Here is a 17,923-nt window from a genome sequence, read left to right on the forward strand (position 1 = left end):
AACTTTTGAAAAAGATTTCCAAAGAAGATTCTCTAACCGTTAAAATAATTGATTTTTTCGATAATATACTCAACTTCTAATTCTTGCAAAGTGGGGTTTAATGGAATACTGAGTACTTCTTGATGAATCTTTTCTGTAATCGGAAAACTCAGATGGTTGAATTCCGAAAGCGCTTTTTGTTTGTGTGGAGGAATGGGATAATGAATGTCTGTTCCGATACCATTCTCTGCTAAATAGGAACGTAATTTATCTCTATTATCGGTTCTAATCACAAATAAATGCCACGCATCTTCATCGATTGTATTGGATGGAGGAAGAATGATGGAAGGATTTTGAATTTGCTCCAAATAGCTTCTAGCAATTTTTTGACGATACTGATTTTCTACATCCAAATATTCTAGTTTTAGAGATAAAAAAGCAGCCTGTATCTCATCTAAACGACTATTGAGGCCAACTTCATCAAAGACATATTTTTGAGATGAACCATAATTTCGAAGTTGTCGATACGCTTGAGCAAGCGATTCACTATTGCAAGTAATAGCACCACCATCACCCAATGCTCCAAGGTTTTTGGAAGGATAAAAGCTAAAACCTGCTGCATCACCTAAATTGCCTGCTTTTACGCCTAAATAGGTCGCTCCATGAGCTTGCGCTGCATCTTCAAAGATGTGTAATTGATATTTTTCTGCAATAGCTTGAATAGCTGTCATCTCACAACATTTTCCATACAAATGCGTAAGCATGATAGCCCTAGTATTGGTTGTAATAGCTAGTTCTATTTGATTGGGGGCAATCAGATAAGTCTCTTGTGATGGTTCTACTAATACAGGCTTTAGACCAGCATTGATTACAGCCAAAATCGTAGCAATGTAAGTATTAGCAGGTACAATTATTTCGGATTGTGGAGGATATTTACAGGCTTTGAGGATAATGGTAAGAGCATCTAAACCATTGGCTACCCCTAAGCAGAAATTAGTTTCACAGTAGCTAGCAAAGCGATTCTCAAATGTGACTAACTCTTGCCCTAAGATAAACCAACCTTTTTCAAGTGTTTCGGTAAAAATTCTTTTTAAATCATCATGATAAGGCTTATTGGTATTTTGAAGGCTCAAAAAGGGGATAATCATACGGTTGTAATAGTCGATTGAGGGTAAGGTTCATAAATGTAGTCTTCTTTATCATAAAACTGATTGGCCAAGACCAATAGAATAGCATCACTAGAAAACTGGTCCATTACGTGCCAATCCTCTGGTGCTAAGACTAAACATTTTTGAGGCGTATCTAGTATGAATTCTTCCTGTTTGAAGCCATTATCATTGAGAACACGACAACTTCCAGAAATACATACTAAGGCCTGCCAAGTTTCTTTGTGACGATGCCCACCTCGAACCGAATCCTCTTTTCCCTGAATATAAAACACACGTCTTATATGCCCGGGGAGTATTTTTTCAAATACTGTTAAATCGCCCGCATCCGAACTGAAAGTATCCAATAATAACAATTGACTCACTAGTATTAACGAAGGTTTAAAAAGCCCTGTGGTTGTATAAAGTATATTAGCTGGCTTTTCACTCTATTATAAAAATAAAGCCTTAGCTATGTAATGATTAATGTAATTGATTGGAAGAGATATATGCCTATATGTATAATAGACTTCAAAAATAATAAAATTAATTTAATACTTCGGAGAAGTAGTGTTATAAATTATAGAAAGGCGTTATTGTGTAGATAAAAGAGTAATATCATTCGAAAAGCTATATTATGATTGAATCGTTTAGAGAAAAAATATACCTTTGTAAAATATTTGTGACTTCAAAACCCCAATGACGGGAAATTTAGATATAGAACTTAATATAAAAATGGTTAATTTACAAAAAAACGCCCGTTTTGCGGGCGTTTTTTGTTTTTGTTATGCAATCACTACTGCTATGCCTTTCTCTACATCTTGCTCAACAGTTTTGTATTTTACATTTTCCTTGATAGAACCATCTTGATACTGAACAGTTACTCTTTGGTTACGATCAGCAATTTTGATGGCTTGTCTTGGAGCAACTTTCTCAGTATGCTGACCTGCGCTTGGGTCGATATAATCAAGACCTGAATCTAATGTACCAGCCAAACCACCTACCAAAGATGAAATAGCTTCATCTTTTTGTGTTTGTAGTTTTGGTTGTGGTGCAGGTGCTTGTTGTACAACTGGTTGTTCTACTGCTTGCTGAAAATCAGGCATATCTGCCTTCATCAAGAAGCTAACAGTATCTACGTTGATACGGCTCAAGAAACGTTCGAACAATTTAACAGCTTCGAATTTGTAAATCAACAATGGATCTTTTTGTTCAAATACTGCATTCTGTACCGATTGTTTCAAGTCATCCATATCACGAAGGTGCTCTTTCCACTCCTGATCAATAAGGCTCAATGCAATGAATTTCTCCATTTCAGAAATTACCTTTTTGCCATTTGTTGCAAGCGTTTCGTTGGCATCTGCAAATACGCCTGTTACTAATACGCCATTAGTAATAGGTACTTGGATACCTTGATAACCTTGAGATAAAGCTTCTTGTGCAAAGTCAATTACTTTTTCTGCCAAAGCCTTATTCTTAGCGCTATAGTGTTTCTCAGCAGCATCGTACAAGCGATTTGTACGTTGTTGTGTATTTAATTTGGCAAATTCCTCACGGTCAAATGGAGGCTCCATGCCCAAGATATCAATAACACGAAGCTCTACCTCTTCATAAGAAACATTGTTTTGGATAATATCCGAACAAACATCAAATGTGGTGTTGGCAATATCCAATGATAAACGTTCTCCAAACAAAGCATTCTGACGACGTTTGTAGATGGCATTACGTTGGTAGTTCATTACGTCATCATATTCCAACAAACGCTTACGAATACCAAAGTTATTTTCTTCTACTTTTTTCTGAGCACGTTCTACCGACGAAGTAATCATAGAGTGTTGGATTACTTCACCTTCTTCCATACCCATACGGTCCATAACTTTTGCGATACGGTCTGAACCGAATTTACGCATTAAGTCATCGTCCAACGATAAGAAGAATTGAGATGAACCTACGTCGCCCTGACGACCCGCACGACCTCTCAACTGACGGTCGACACGGCGAGACTCGTGGCGTTCTGTACCAATGATAGCCAAACCTCCAGAAGTCTTAGCTTCTGGCGATAACTTAATGTCTGTACCACGACCAGCCATGTTGGTTGCAATTGTAACTTTACCTGCTTGACCAGCTTCTGCTACAATGTCCGCTTCACGTGCGTGGTGTTTCGCGTTGAGTACGTTGTGCTGAATCTTACGGATTGTAAGCATACGGCTCAATAACTCAGAGTTTTCGACAGAAGTAGTACCCACAAGTACAGGGCGACCAGCTTCTACCATTTCTTGAATTTCTTGAGCTACTGCATTGTATTTCTCTCGAACAGTTTTGTAAACTTTATCTTCGTGGTCATTACGAGAGATTTTTCTGTTCGTAGGAATTGTTACAACGTCCAATTTATAGATTGTCCAAAACTCACCTGCTTCAGTTTCGGCAGTACCCGTCATACCACAAAGTTTGTGATACATACGGAAGTAGTTTTGAAGGGTAATAGTAGCATAAGTTTGCGTAGCATCTTCGATGTTTACATTTTCCTTAGCTTCAATAGCTTGGTGTAAACCGTCAGAATAACGACGACCATCCATGATACGACCTGTTTGCTCATCTACGATTTTTACTTTACCTTCATCGATGATATATTCAGCATCTTTTTCGAATAAAGTATAAGCTTTGAGCAATTGGTTTACGGTGTGAATACGTTGCGTTTTGGCTGAATAATCACGAATCAAAGCCTCTTTCTTCACCAAGCGATCGTGTTCGTTCAATTCTGCATCTTTTTCGATGGTATTCAAATCAACCGACAAATCAGGAATAACGAAGAAATTGGCATCGTCAATCAATCTTGCCATGAATTCAAGACCTTTTTCCGTAAGTTCTACCTGATTGTTTTTCTCTTCTATGGTAAACATCAAAGGAGCATCTGCTTCAGGCATTAACTTTTGATTTTCGGCAAGGTAGATAGATTCTGTTTCTTGCATGATTTGCTTCACACCAACCTCTCCCAAGAATTTAATCAATGGACGGCTTTTTGGCAAACCACGGAAAGCACGGAATAATGACAAACCACCTTCTTTTTTCTTTCCTGCTGCAATTAACTTTTTAGATTCTACTAAAAGCTCCTGAACGATACGTTTTTGTTGATCTACCAAACGAGCTACTAGCGGATTGAAAATTTCGAAATCTTGTTCATCTCCACGAGCCATTGGTCCACTGATAATTAATGGAGTACGAGCATCATCAATCAAAACGGAGTCAACCTCATCGACCATGGCATAGTGGTGCTTGCGTTGAACTTGTTCTTCTGGGCTACGAGCCATGTTGTCACGTAGATAGTCAAAACCAAATTCATTGTTTGTACCATATGTAATATCTGCCAAATAGGCTTTACGACGAGCGTCTGTGTTTGGTTCGTGCTTGTCAATACAGTCAACCGTAATTTGATGGAATTCAAATAATGGCGCATTCCACTCAGAGTCACGTTTAGCAAGGTAGTCGTTAACGGTTACAAGGTGTACGCCACGTCCAGCCAAAGCATTCAAGAATGAAGGTAGGGTAGAAACCAACGTTTTACCTTCCCCAGTTGCCATTTCTGCAATTTTACCTTGGTGCAATACGATACCACCGATCAACTGTACATCGTAGTGAATCATATTCCACTCGATTTCGTTACCAGCTGCCATCCATTTGTTATGCCAAATGGCGGTGTCTCCAACAATCTCAACGTTTTTCTTTCGGCTAGCCATCTCAATATCATAAGGAGTTGCTGTAACCTCAAGTTTTTTGTTTTCCGTATATCTTCTAGCCGTTTCTTTTACAATCGCAAATGCCTGAGGAAGAATTTCCATCAAAACTACTTCTAACGATTTGTTACGATCAACTTCCAACTTGTCAATTTGATTAAAGATATTTTCTTTAACATCAACCGACATTTCAGGATTACCTTCAATTTCCAATTTGAAATCAGAAATTTCAGCATCATATTTGGCTAAGCGCTCTTGAATAAGAGCTTTAAGGTCAACTGTTTTTTGACGAAGTTGATTGTCTGTCAAGCTAGAAAGTTTGGCGAATTCAACTTTGACGTTTTCTACAATTGGCATTAATTCTTTGATGTCACGCTCTGACTTAGTACCAAAGAATTTTGTAACTGCCTTGGTTAAATAATTTATCATTTTGTTCGTATTCGTTAATCTTTAGAGATTATTAAATGAGGTTTTAAAATAGGGTATTTTTTCAAACACAAAGCCTGTAAATTCCTATTGGTATTCCTACAGAAAATTAATTACTTACAAATTTAGTTCATTAGAACCTTTTAAAAACAATTTCGTTATAATTAATATTGCATAATAAAACGATTTGTCATATTTTAGAAATCACTTAAAACGCCTTTTTGATTAGGTAAGTTATTGAATATCATGGAACAAACTCCTCAACGCCGTCGTCCACCTCGTCAAAAGTTAAAAATGCCTTTCTTTGGAGATTTGATGGGCGGATCAGGCAATAGTTCGGCTGGTCAAGAGAAAAATCCTCTAAATGGCAAAATCACACCTTTGATTTTTCTAGTTGTGCTGGTGGTTTATGGCATTGATTATTTAACAAGCAGTGGCAAAAATAGGCCTGTTACAGGAGCTGGCGATATTAAACAGATGGCTTGGAATGGTAAAATTACCAAAAAATGGGCCAACGTAATTGATTCGGCACGAATCCATTATTTACTCGAAATAACCGAAGTAGTTAATGATAGCACCAAGGAAAAAAAGGTAATAGATTTGTTTGAAGAGAAAGGTGACTTTTGGGATAAAGTGAGTCCCAAAAATACCCTAATCAAAAAAGAAGGAAGCTTAGATGTTACGATACAACGCTATTTTAAAAAGGATACAGTGATAAAATTACAATATCCTTGATAATGAGTTAAGTAAAGATTTGAGTACGATTTAAGGGTGAAGCTTGCTTCACCTTTTTTATTTCATAAACCTTATAGTCGAATGGCATAAAATTTGTACGTATAGATGTATTACCCACACGTTAAGACTATTTATTAAAAAATGAAAAGAAAGTATCTCTTAGTCCTAAGTATTTTAAGCATTTATACCGCCAATACATTTGCTCAATCCTCAAAGAAAAACAGTAGTAAGTTTACATTGAAGCTACCCGCCAATCAAGCTTTTGTGTTACCTGCCAATCCTTATACGAGTATAAGTGATGTACCTGTTTTATTATCAGTTTCTTCTTTGTTATCATCTTTTGCTTTAGTCGAATCGGTAAAAACCGAAGCTCCAGATTTGAAGCTTAGCTCCTCTAATCGTGATTACATCATTACAAATGTATCGTACGATGATGAAAATGATGAGGATGACGAGGCTGCATTACGTTCGATTATGGACAAAAAAGCAAAGGTCAAAGAAACAATTGTGCTGCAAAAGCCTGCTCCAAAAGTCGAAGAATCAAAATCTGCGGCAGTAGGCGGCGCTAAATCCGAAGGTGGATTGTACGAATATGTCGTAAAAGAGGCTGTTCCTGAGGTAACATTAACGGAGGAAGAGAAAAAACAATATAATTCAAGAGGAATGCGAGTGCTCTCTTTGCTTGAAGAAGAAGCTTACAGTGATTCAGTATTTTCCAAACCAGATCAAGTAGCTGTATTTCCTGGAGGGTCAAAGTCATTATTAAAATACTTAGACAAGACACTGAAAACCTCTAAAAAGTTGTCTGATGCAGAAAAGCAGGATAAGGTGATAGTGCAGTTTGTTGTGCGTAAAGATGGACGTACCGAGCGCTTCAAGCTCATGAAAGCCTCTGACATCAATTCTACAGGATTAGTATTGGACGCTTTGAGCAAGATGCCTAATTGGGAGCCAGCCATCACGAAGGGAGCTACAGTTAGTTCATTAGTACAGGTAGAAGTTCCTGTTATTAGTCCTAAATAACAGCATAAATATAAAGATTAGTCATCCCTAATTTTAGGGTTGGAACTATTCTCCAAGTTTTTATCAAAAAGCGGTTGAAAATATTTTTTCGACCGCTTTTTTGATGCTACTATGCTATATATGATTTGGCTTAAGACGTAAATATTGTGTCTCTACTGTTAAAATGCAGATTTAAGGAATAATCACCCATTCTCTTAATCTCAATTTACTCAATAAGGAAATATATACATTTTCTAAACCATTAATCACAGTAAATAGGTAACCCTGGATTGTCGTAGTATTCAAACATTTTAGTGATTTGACTTTCAACTATGCGATCCACCGAAAGAGGAGGAATATTATCTCTATCAAAAAAGTCTACTGCTGATGTTTCCTGAGTATGTGCGTTTAATTCTCCACCAATGATGTCACATAAAATAAAAAGCTTGTACACATACCAAGCCTGCGGAGGATGGGCATGATTTCGTTTGTCAAAAACTCCTAATAGCTTCACGGCTTTTACCTTAAGACCTGTTTCTTCCCAAGCTTCTTTCTCAGCTACTTCAAATGGAGTATATCCTACATCGCCCCAGCCGCCGGGCAAAGACCATTTACCGTCTACTGTTTCTTTGGCCATCAAGATTTGCCCCTTTTCATTAAAAACGACAGCCCGAATATCTACTTTTGGAGTTTGATAACCATCTCGTTCGCTTGCAAATAGGTTAATGATTTTTTCAACAGGTTCATCCGTTAGTTTCTCTAGGATTTTTACGCTTAAATCAGAAATTTCTTGGTATCGTTCAAGGTCATATGGCTTGTCGGCCGCATAGAAAATACCCGCTTGGGCAATTGATTGAAGTTTCTGAGCTATTGATAGCCAATCTAGGTTATTCATTTGAAAAGGAGGTAAATGATTAGATTCTGAATCGTTGAAATTAAAGAAAATAGCAATACTTTTTGTACAAATGCCTTAAAAATGAGAAAAGGGTATCCATAAAAAAGGGGAAACAACATGGTGTTGCTCCCCCTTTTTTATGGATAGATAGGATGATTATGTATTTCCTAATTTGGTTTTTGAGCCTTTACGTTCAAAGGTCTCCAAACGTTATTTTTAGAGTTGAAATCAGGAAGAGCATGGTCTGGATCAATACTCACAGACTTCAAAGGCAAGGTGGTGGAAGTTTTGAAAGTCCAAGAGTTTCCTCTTTGCCAGATTTCAACAGGAAGTTTGATACGTTCTTTAGTGCCACCAACCATTTCCAGCTCAACCTCGACAGGCATGGCTAGCTTTTCAAGATTTTCAATGGTAATAACGGCTCCATTTTTAGGGTCTTGTTCGATATACTGAACATCTTTGACAGCTTGATCAAGTTTCCAAGTTTCGTAAAACCAACCTCTCCAAAACCAGCTCAAATCTTCACCTGAGGCATCTTCTATCGTTTTGAAAAAGTCATAAGGTGTTGGATGTTTAAACGCCCAACGTTTGATATACTCCTTGAAGGCATAATCAAATCTATCTTTTCCTAAAACTTGTTCTCTCAAAATCTTTAAGCCAATTGCGGGTTTGTAATAGGCTTCATAGCCCAAATTGCTCGATTGTAATACATCGGGAATATTCATGATAGGCTCTGCACTTTCACGGAATAGCTGTTTCGCCATTTGGTGCATATCCATCTTATAACCTTTGTACTCGCCATTATTAAAATCGTCGGTCGAGTAAAAGTTGATGAAAGTATTAAAACCTTCGTCCATCCATGCAAATTTGCGTTCGTTTGAACCTACAATCATTGGGAACCAGTTATGTCCAAATTCGTGGTCTGTTACGCCCCAAAGACCTTGTGTTGTGCTTGTACTACCACAAAAAACAATTCCGGGATATTCCATACCGCTGATTGAACCTGCCACATTGGTAGCCACAGGATAGGTGTATTCATACAACCATTTTGAATAAAACTCCAAGCATGATTTTACATACTCGGTAGAGCGGCCCCAGCCTTTTTCTCCACCTGATTCTGCGGGATAGGCAGACATAGCCAATGATTTTTTACCACTTGGTAAATTAATTCTAGCAGCATCAATAACAAATGCTTTCGAAGAAGCAAAGGCTACATCGCGTGCGGTACTACATTTAAACTTCCACGTAATTTTGCCTTCAGATTTAGGTCTTGAATTAGCTTCTATAACCTCTGCCGCACTTCTGATCATGACAGTCTTATCGCTATTGCTCGCTTGTGCTAATCTTTTAAGTTGTTCACTTGTCCAGCATTCAGATGGATTGGTAAGTTCGCCCGAACCTACAATGATATGAGATGCAGGAGCGGTGATGGCATATTCAAAATTACCGTATTCGAGGTAAAATTCGCCTGCACCCAGATAAGGCAGAACGTTCCAGCCCTCAACATCATCATATACGCACATACGAGGATACCACTGAGCAATTTCATAAACGGTTCCTTGTTGTGCTTCGTGCATTCCCACTCGGTCTGAGCCATATTTAGGAATCTGGAAAGAATATACAATTTTGATTTTCGCTGAGCCGATTTTCTCAGCCATTGGACTTGCCAAACGAATTTGCATACGAGTATCTTCTACCACAAATTCCGCAGGCTTACCATCGACTGTCACAGACTTGATGGTATATCCTCCGTTGAAATTCACATTGCCAAAGCGTCCGCCAGAAATAGGCGTAGTGGCTGAGCCACGAGATGTGTTACTAAATTGGTTTTGATCAAGTTGTAACCAAAGAAAATTAAGCTTGTCGGGCGAGGCATTTTTGTAGGTAATTTCTACGTCGCCATCCAAAACATTTTTTTGATCATCGAGTGAGACATTGATTTTATAATCTGCTTGGTTTTGCCAATATGTAGCTCCAGGGGATCCTGTTCCACTGCGAGTAGGCGTTGACAAAGTGTAATTAAAAAGTGGGTTAAAAAGGTCGTATTGACTGTAATTAGATTTTTGTTGTGCCTGACTGCTCCAATGCAAGGCAAGCAATGAACCTAAGGCAATTAATTTTTTCATCATCTGTTGTTGAATGTTTAAAAGTAGATTTGGCAGAGACTATAAAACTGAATCCAATGCAATTTAGATGTTTTCCTACAAAGACAATGTTTTATCTTTGTAGCTTTGAGCCAACGGGTATCATTTATAGTTAAAATAAAAGTATTCTGAAACGATAAACGATTGAAAGAACAACAATAATGAGTCAAGATACAAGAAAAATTAGACCGCAAGAGCGAGCATTGGTAGAGCATCTTTTAGGATTGATTGGCTTTACTACTGCACAATATCCCATTCGTGAAGATGTTGTAGAATATGAAGGGGGTAAAATGGGAAGTATAAGTATGGGTGACGACCCTAATCTTTATGATGGTGATTTGGTGCAGGTAGAGTATGTAGATTCTGATGGAACACCTGTGGTGATTACGCTCACAAAAGATTCAAATGGCAAGTTGTTGGATTTAGATTTTTGGAAAGTAGACTTTTCTAAATTAATCACCTATCCTCAACCTCATCAGGTGAGTGTTAGACCATTGGATGCAGGAGTTTAAAATTAAAAAATACATGAGTCATCCCAAATTGAGCGATTGAGTGATTTAGCGAATGAGCGATTATTTTTAGTATAAATATTACTGGTAGAGACAGAATGATTGCGTCTAAAGCCGAGTCATATCTAGCATGGTAGTATCAAAAAAGGCGGTCGAAAAACAATTTCCGACCGCTTTTTTGATGAAACTTGGAGAATAATCCTAATCTTAAAATTCGGGATGACTCATGTTTATATGAAAAAATACACTTGCCTTATTTCAAGGCAGCGTACAAAATCTCAACTGCATGCAAAGCTGTACGACCAGTACCATCATGGATTTGGTGACGGCAACTTGTACCCGAAGCTGCAATGATTACCTCATCTGGTTGCTGGCGAATTGTTGGGAACAACACTAATTCACCTACTTGATTAGAAAGCTCGAAGTGTTCTTTTTCGTAGCCAAACGAACCAGCCATGCCACAACAACCACTTGGAATCAATTGAACTTCATAGTTGCTCGGTAATGAAAGCGCTTTTTTAGCAGGAACTAAGCTAGAAAGTGATTTTTGTTGACAGTGACCGTGTAATTTTATCAAACGTTTTTCACTTGTAAACAAAGACTTATCAATACGTTTAGCATCAATTTCTTTCGCCAAAAACTCTTCTACCATAAAGGTGTTTTTCGCTAATTTTCTAGCATCTTCTAGGAGATTATCATCAACCAAATCAGGATATTCATCACGGAAAGTTAGAATTGCTGATGGTTCAATACCTACTAAAGGCGTATTTTCTGAAATAACATCTTTTAGTAAGGTTACGTTTTTCGTTGCCAATGCTTTTGCATCGTCCAACAAACCTTTTGATAGCTGCGGACGTCCAGATTCTACATGGTTTGGAATAACGACTTCATATCCCAGTTTTTCTAATAACTCAACTGCTTTTTTACCGATTTCTACGTCGTTGTAATTCGTAAATTCATCAGCAAATAGATATACTTTTTTCCTTAATCCCGTCGATTTTGAACGCTTTTTATTCCAATTTAAGAAAGTTTCTTTTGCCAAAAGAGGCATAGTACGCTCTGGGTGAAATCCGACGATATTATTAGCAATTTTACGAAGTGCAGGCGTGTCAAATACCAAATTATAAGCCCAAGGCACATAAGAAGCAACTTTTGAAAGCTTAGAGAAATTGGCAATCATTTTACTACGAAGAGGTACTCCATTATCCTTGTAATATTGGTGCAAGAATTCCATCTTCAATTTTGCCATATCTACGTTCGATGGACAATCAGATTTACAGCCTTTACATGCCAAGCATAAATCCATCACTTCCTTGATTTCCTCATGATCAAAACGATTGGCTTTGTCCGAACGAGTCAAAAACTCTCTTAATATGTTGGCACGAGCACGAGTAGTTTCTTTCTCGTTGCGAGTAGCCATATAAGAAGGGCACATAGTTCCGCCAGACAAATGCGTTTTGCGACAGTCGCCCGAACCGTTACATTGTTCGGCATGTTGCAAGATATCTTGGTCGTAAAAACGGAAAGTAGTTTTGAATTCTGGGGTAGTTTGTCCCGGCGTATAGCGTAGGAACGTATCCATTGGAGGAGTATCTACAATTTTATTTGGATTGAAGATATTCTTAGGATCCCATACCTTTTTGATTTCTTTCATCAATTGATAGTTGTGGTCACCAACCATCTGTTTGATAAATTCACCTCTCAAACGACCATCACCATGTTCTCCAGAAAGAGAACCTTTGAATTTTTTTACCAAAGTAGCAATCTCTTCTGCAATCAATCTAAATTGTTTATTGCCTTCCTCTGTCTTTAAATTGATGATAGGGCGGAGGTGAAGTTCGCCAGAGCCTGCGTGTGCATAATGCACGCAATACATATTATTGGCTGCAAGAATTTCATTAAATTCTTTGATAAACTCAGGGAGGTCATTGACATCCACAGCGGTGTCTTCGATAACAGCTACTGCTTTTTCGTCACCCGGAAGGTTTGATAGTAGTCCTAAACCAGCCTTGCGCAAATCCCAAACACGCTTGGTATCAGCACCATAAACACGAGGGAAATGATAGCCAAAGCCTGCAGCACGCATTTCAGCCTCAATGGCAGCAGCTTGCTTTTCAATTTCTGAAACATCATTATCACGTAACTCAACTACCAAAAGAGCACCAGGGTCGCCTTCTACAAAGAAACGATTTTGACGATGTTCAGGATTAGCTTTTGTACATTCTAAGATATAGTGATCCATCAGTTCCGAAGCAGATGGCTTGTATTTCATCGCAATAAGATTGGCTCTAAGAGCTTCGTCTATAGTATTGAAATGAACACATAATAAACCAATTTCTTTTGGAGGTAAATCGTTTACATGGATTTTGATTTCGGTGATGAAACAAAGTGTACCCTCTGATCCAGCAATCAGTTCACACATATTAAACGGTTTTCCATTCGGTGTAAATGGCTCACAGTTCAAAAGCATATCTAATGCATATCCTGTATTTCTACGTTCGATGGTAGGCTTAGGAAATTCTGCACGGATTTCATCTTGATTTTTTGAATCGCTGAGTATATCGTTAGTTTTGAGATAAATCTTGTCTAACAGGGTTGCAGAGCCATTTTTTTGCTGTGCTGTAGCTACCAAAGAGCTAAAGTTAGCTTTGTCAGTTGACTTAAAAACTGTTTCTGAACCATCTGCTAAAATAGCGTGCACTTCCAATAGGTGGTCTCTGGTAGACCCATAAACTACTGAATTGGAGCCACATGAGTTGTTTCCGACCATCCCGCCAATCATAGCACGGTTGGCAGTAGAGGTTTCAGGTCCGAAGAATAAGCCATGTTTTTTGAGCTCCATGTTGAGCACATCGCGTACCACCCCTGGTTGTACTCTCACCCAGTGTTCTTCTTTATTAATTTCGAGGATTTTCGTAAAGTTTTTAGAAACATCCACCACAATACCGTCACCAACAACCTGTCCAGCAAGCGATGTTCCAGCGGTACGAGGAATAATGGAGGAACCATTATTGGCAGCAAAAGCAATAAGTTTTTTGATGTCTTCTACCGATTTTGGGATAGCAACAGCGGTAGGCATTTCACGATAGGCCGAAGCGTCGGTCGCATACAAGGTACGCATTACGGTATCGTAATGGAAATCACCTTCAAGCGTACCAGCAAGTTGTGCTAAGAGCTGATTACTTACTTTTTGACTCATTTTTGATAAGGGATTAATCTATCAATAGTATGATTGCTATTCAGATTAATGCAAAATTAGTACGAATTATGAAAGAGTTTTTGGGTTTATCAATACAGAATTGAATGCTCAAAGATACGAAATTAAAGGCATAACAGCCTAAGTAAAATTGCGGTAATAAAAGATTAGAAAGAATGAAGTAGAATAACCAATAGTATCACATTTCAATACAACAGAAGAGTGATGGGAAAGTGTAGATAACTCGGCTATATGGAGCGATAAATAGCAAGGAAATTAGTTATCTAGTTAAAAGCAAATTCGTGCAAAAATATACTTATCTGTCTCATGAAAATGTATAGCAAAAGCCAAAAATAGAGAAGTTGTCAATTCATAATGTGCAGATTATTTAGGATATATAGAGCAATGATTATGCTGAAATATTTTGCAAACGATTGCAAATATTATGCAAACTTATTCAAACTATTGCATTGGGATACCCATGAGACAAACGGTGAAATTAAGGGATTTTGGAATAGGTATTTAATAATGTTTGTATGAAGTAAAATACCAAAACGATTTTAAATAAAGTCAAATAAATAATTGTACTTTTTTGTGATGATAGGCTTAAATGTAGAAATTTTCCTGTTTTAATGTATTAATAAAAGAATGTTAGACTGTTCTAAAGAGTACAAAATTCATTATTTTATTTATTGGAAAAGTACAATGTTTTTTTATTGTGTTATTGAAGACGTTTTTAACATTTATTAACAAAAAACGTGAATACGCAAAGTTTTACAAAGTTTTGCAAATCTGTCCTACACTGTGCTAAGTTTGCAAGGTATCGTTTTAGTGCAATTTTGGTAAAAATAAGTATTTTTTTGAAATAAAATTTTTTCCAAAAAAAATTGAATTATAGAAACTTTATCGCCTACTTTGTTGTGTGAAATCACAGCAAATTCATACTTTTTAGTAAGAAAATTCCATAACTAGACTAACTACTAATTCCCAAAACAATCTTTCTAGTATGATGGTTTTTACTCAAAAATGCTGTGAAGAGCGTTCTCAAATTTCATTAACCATTTTTCCCAATCTTAATATTACCTATGAAAAATCATTTTTACCGATGGTTTGGTCGCCCAATGCGACAAGGTGCAGTATCAACGGGACTTCTTAAGTTCGCGGCGATAGCTGTAGCTATGCTTTTGTCTATTGGGGCTTATGCTCAAGACAAAACTGTTACCGGAAAAGTTACTGACAGTGGCGATGGCTCTGGACTACCAGGTGTATCTGTAAGTGTAAAAGGAACAAACAAAGGTACACAAACAGATGCTACGGGTTCATTCAAATTGAGCAATGTATCAGACAATGCTGTTTTGGTTTTCTCATTTGTAGGTTATGCAAAACAAGAAGTTTCAGTAGGTGGTCGTTCGCAAGTGAACGTATCATTGGCATCTGAAACGAAAGCATTGGAAGAAGTTGTAGTAGTAGGTTATGGTACTACAACGAAGAAAGATGCAACAGGTGGTGTTGTAGCGTTGACTGCTAAGGATTTTAACAAAGGTGTGATTGCTTCTCCAGAACAATTATTACAAGGTCGTGCGGCGGGTGTTCAAATGACTCCTAACTCTGGTGAGCCAGGTGCAGGTATCAACATCCGTATTCGTGGTACCACTTCAATTCGTTCAGGTAATGGTCCGTTGTATGTTGTAGATGGTATTCCTTTGGATGGTGGTAACACTTCTGACGGTACAGATGGTAGCGCTGGGGTTGGTACAACAGCTGCAAGAAACCCATTGAACTTCTTGAACCCAAGTGATATCGAAAATATCTCTGTATTGAAAGATGCTTCTGCTGCTGCAATTTACGGTTCTCGTGGTGCAAATGGTGTTGTATTAATCACTACTAAAAAAGGTAAATCAGGTCAAAGTAACTTGAACTTCTCAGCAAACACTGCGATTTCAAACAACTACAAAAATTATGATGTATTGTCTACTGCAGATTTCTTGAAACAAGCTACTGCTGCTGGTTTGGATGCAAGTAACAAATTGATTAACGCTGGTTCTAGTACAAACTGGCAAGACCAAGTATACCGTACTGCGGTTGCTCAAAACTATAACTTGAGCTACGGTGGTGGTAACGATAACACAAACTACTTCTTCTCTTTGGGTTACAACGACCAACAAGGTACTATCAAAAACTCAGGAATGAAGAAAGTTACAGCTCGTGTAAATGCTACTCACAAATTGTTTGACAACAAAGTTGTATTAGCAGTAGCAATGACTACTTCTAAAGTAACTGACCAATTGTCTGCAACAGGTGGTGACATCGGTTTTGAAGGTAACGTTATCTCAACAGCCATCAAAACTAACCCTACTTACCCAGTTTATGCTGCTGACGGTTCTTATTTTACAAGTGGTACTCCATCTTTCCGTAACCCAGTATCTTTATTGAACCAATACAAAGGTGGTGCTGTAACGAACAGAACATTGATGAACATCAGTGGTACTTGGAATATCCTTCCAAACTTGTCTTACAAAGCTAACTTTGGTTATGACAATTCTGATGGTGTAACAAGAACAAGTGTAGATCCTAACACTCCTGGTTTTGCAACAAACATTCCTGGTAACCAAGGTTATGCTCGTATTGCAAACCGTTACTTGACTACAACAACTTTGGAACACACGTTGAACTACAAGTTGGATTTGGGTAAAAACAAAATCGACGCATTGGCTGGTTTCTCTTACCAAAAGTTCGAAAACCAAGGAAATTATATCCAAGCTAACTACTTTGTATCGCCTGCAGGATTTGATTTGGCAAACAATATCAACTTTGTGGACAATTCAGGAACAAACAAAGCTTACTCTGGTGGTTCTAGCAAAGGTGTTAGTGAATTGCAATCATATTTTGGTCGTGTAAACTATAACTATTCAGACAAGTACTTATTAACAGCTACTTTGCGTGTGGATGGTTCATCAAAATTTGGTGCTAACAACAAATATGGTTACTTCCCATCATTTGCGGGTGCATGGAGATTATCTAACGAGACTTTCGTTCCAAAAGAAGTATTTACTGATTTGAAATTGAGAGCTGGTTGGGGTGTTACAGGTAACCAAGAGTTCCCTACAAATACTTCTTTGGCTACTTATGCTCCTAACTCTGCATCAGGTGGTTTGCAAAAAGAAAACGTACCTAACCCTGACATTAAATGGGAAACTACAACTGCTTCTAACATCGGTTTAGACTTCTCATTGTTGAAAGGAAGATTGTCAGGTACTGTTGACTACTTCAACAAATCTACTAACAACTTGTTGTTCCCATTTGCTGCACCACAACCAGACGTAGCTACTACAAGATGGAGCAACATTCCTGCTGACATTAGAAACAAAGGGGTTGAAGTTTCTTTAACTTACCAAGTATTAGCAGGTAAAAAATTGGATTGGGAAGTTTCTGGTAACGCAACATTCTTGAAAAACGAAGTAGCTCGTTTAGATGTAGCAACTATCCAAACTGGTAACTTGTACGGTCAAGGTTTGTCAGGTGCATTTATCCAACCAATCACTCAAGGCTATCCATTATATGGTTTCTTCTTGTCTGATTTCTTAGGATATGACTCAAATGGTAATACTAAATTGTCTGCTGATAAATCATACAAAGGTAGTCCATTCCCTACAATGACTTGGGGTTTGAACAACAGTTTCTCATTGGGTAACTGGAACGCTAGTTTGTTTATCAATGGCCAACAAGGTGGATACGTTTACAACAACACTGCTAACGCTGTATTGAACAGAGCATCGGTGAAACAAGGTAACAACGTTACTTATTACACAATCTCTAGTACTACAGGTCAAGCATTCGGTGACGCTCCAGTACCGTCATCATTCTACCTTGAGAAATCTGATTTCATTCGTGTATCTAACTTCTCATTGGGTTATACATTCAAGTTACCTGCTAACAGTTTTGCTAAGTCTCTTAACATCTCTTTGACAGGTCAGAACTTATTGTTGATCTCTAATTACTCAGGTCTAGATCCAGAAGTGACTAACACTGCTGCTACTAGAAATGGTGTTCCTTCATTAGGTATTGATTACATCTCATATCCTAAAGCTAGAACATTCTCATTGGGTATCAACGCTAACTTCTAACAACTTGTATAGTTCAGTTTTGACATAGCTTAAGACT

The 17,923-nt window shown here is 37.8% G+C and carries 10 protein-coding genes; 4 read left to right on the forward strand and 6 right to left on the reverse strand.

Features of this window, described 5'->3' with window-relative positions; genetic code table 11:
* Positions 1–32 precede the first annotated feature (32 nt).
* The 3 genes from QM524_RS05060 to secA all read right to left on the reverse strand — a co-directional run bounded on the left by QM524_RS05060 (position 33) and on the right by secA (position 5,284).
* On the reverse strand, positions 33–1,127 hold the full coding sequence (locus QM524_RS05060) for a DegT/DnrJ/EryC1/StrS family aminotransferase (RefSeq protein ID WP_310586442.1): 1,095 nt from the start codon (positions 1,125–1,127) through the stop codon (positions 33–35).
* The gene (locus tag QM524_RS05065; RefSeq protein WP_095161972.1) at positions 1,124–1,510 is read right to left on the reverse strand and encodes a sugar 3,4-ketoisomerase; all 387 of its coding nucleotides are present in this window, start codon (positions 1,508–1,510) and stop codon (positions 1,124–1,126) included. Before QM524_RS05065 ends, QM524_RS05060 begins: the two co-directional genes overlap by 4 nt.
* Before the next feature lie 399 nt (positions 1,511–1,909).
* Positions 1,910–5,284, reverse strand: coding sequence for a preprotein translocase subunit SecA (secA, locus tag QM524_RS05070; protein ID WP_283343749.1), 3,375 nt, complete (start codon positions 5,282–5,284; stop codon positions 1,910–1,912).
* A 243-nt stretch (positions 5,285–5,527) separates the two neighbouring features.
* Here secA and QM524_RS05075 point away from each other — a divergent pair, with 243 nt between their 5' ends.
* Positions 5,528–6,016: a hypothetical protein gene (locus QM524_RS05075; RefSeq protein ID WP_283343750.1), complete on the forward strand. Its 489-nt coding sequence runs from the start codon at positions 5,528–5,530 to the stop codon at positions 6,014–6,016.
* Positions 6,017–6,157: 141 nt separating this feature from the next.
* Complete coding sequence (locus QM524_RS05080) at positions 6,158–7,039, forward strand: energy transducer TonB (protein WP_283343751.1); 882 nt, start codon at positions 6,158–6,160, stop codon at positions 7,037–7,039.
* A gap of 241 nt (positions 7,040–7,280) precedes the next feature.
* Here QM524_RS05080 and QM524_RS05085 read toward each other — a convergent pair whose 3' ends face one another.
* Together QM524_RS05085 and QM524_RS05090 are read right to left on the reverse strand one after the other, a co-directional pair.
* A complete protein-coding gene (locus tag QM524_RS05085) occupies positions 7,281–7,913 on the reverse strand; it encodes an NUDIX hydrolase N-terminal domain-containing protein (RefSeq protein ID WP_283343752.1) in 633 nt (210 codons plus the stop codon).
* Between the two features lie 167 nt (positions 7,914–8,080).
* On the reverse strand, positions 8,081–10,042 hold the full coding sequence (locus tag QM524_RS05090) for a M1 family metallopeptidase (RefSeq protein ID WP_388045209.1): 1,962 nt from the start codon (positions 10,040–10,042) through the stop codon (positions 8,081–8,083).
* A gap of 176 nt (positions 10,043–10,218) precedes the next feature.
* Between QM524_RS05090 and QM524_RS05095 the strand changes: the two genes are divergently transcribed.
* Positions 10,219–10,569, forward strand: coding sequence for a DUF6984 family protein (locus QM524_RS05095; RefSeq protein ID WP_283343753.1), 351 nt, complete (start codon positions 10,219–10,221; stop codon positions 10,567–10,569).
* A gap of 250 nt (positions 10,570–10,819) precedes the next feature.
* On the opposite strand, the gene QM524_RS05100 is transcribed toward QM524_RS05095, so the two are convergent.
* Positions 10,820–13,765: an FAD-binding and (Fe-S)-binding domain-containing protein gene (locus tag QM524_RS05100; protein WP_283343754.1), complete on the reverse strand. Its 2,946-nt coding sequence runs from the start codon at positions 13,763–13,765 to the stop codon at positions 10,820–10,822.
* 1,082 nt (positions 13,766–14,847) lie between these two features.
* Here QM524_RS05100 and QM524_RS05105 point away from each other — a divergent pair.
* Entirely contained in the window at positions 14,848–17,886 is a 3,039-nt protein-coding gene (locus QM524_RS05105) for a SusC/RagA family TonB-linked outer membrane protein (RefSeq protein WP_166577963.1), read from the forward strand.
* The last annotated feature ends 37 nt before the right edge of the window (positions 17,887–17,923 follow it).

Origin of the sequence: Flectobacillus roseus (assembly GCF_030056595.1) — a bacterium.
GTDB classification, from domain to species: Bacteria; Bacteroidota; Bacteroidia; order Cytophagales; family Spirosomataceae; genus Flectobacillus; species Flectobacillus roseus.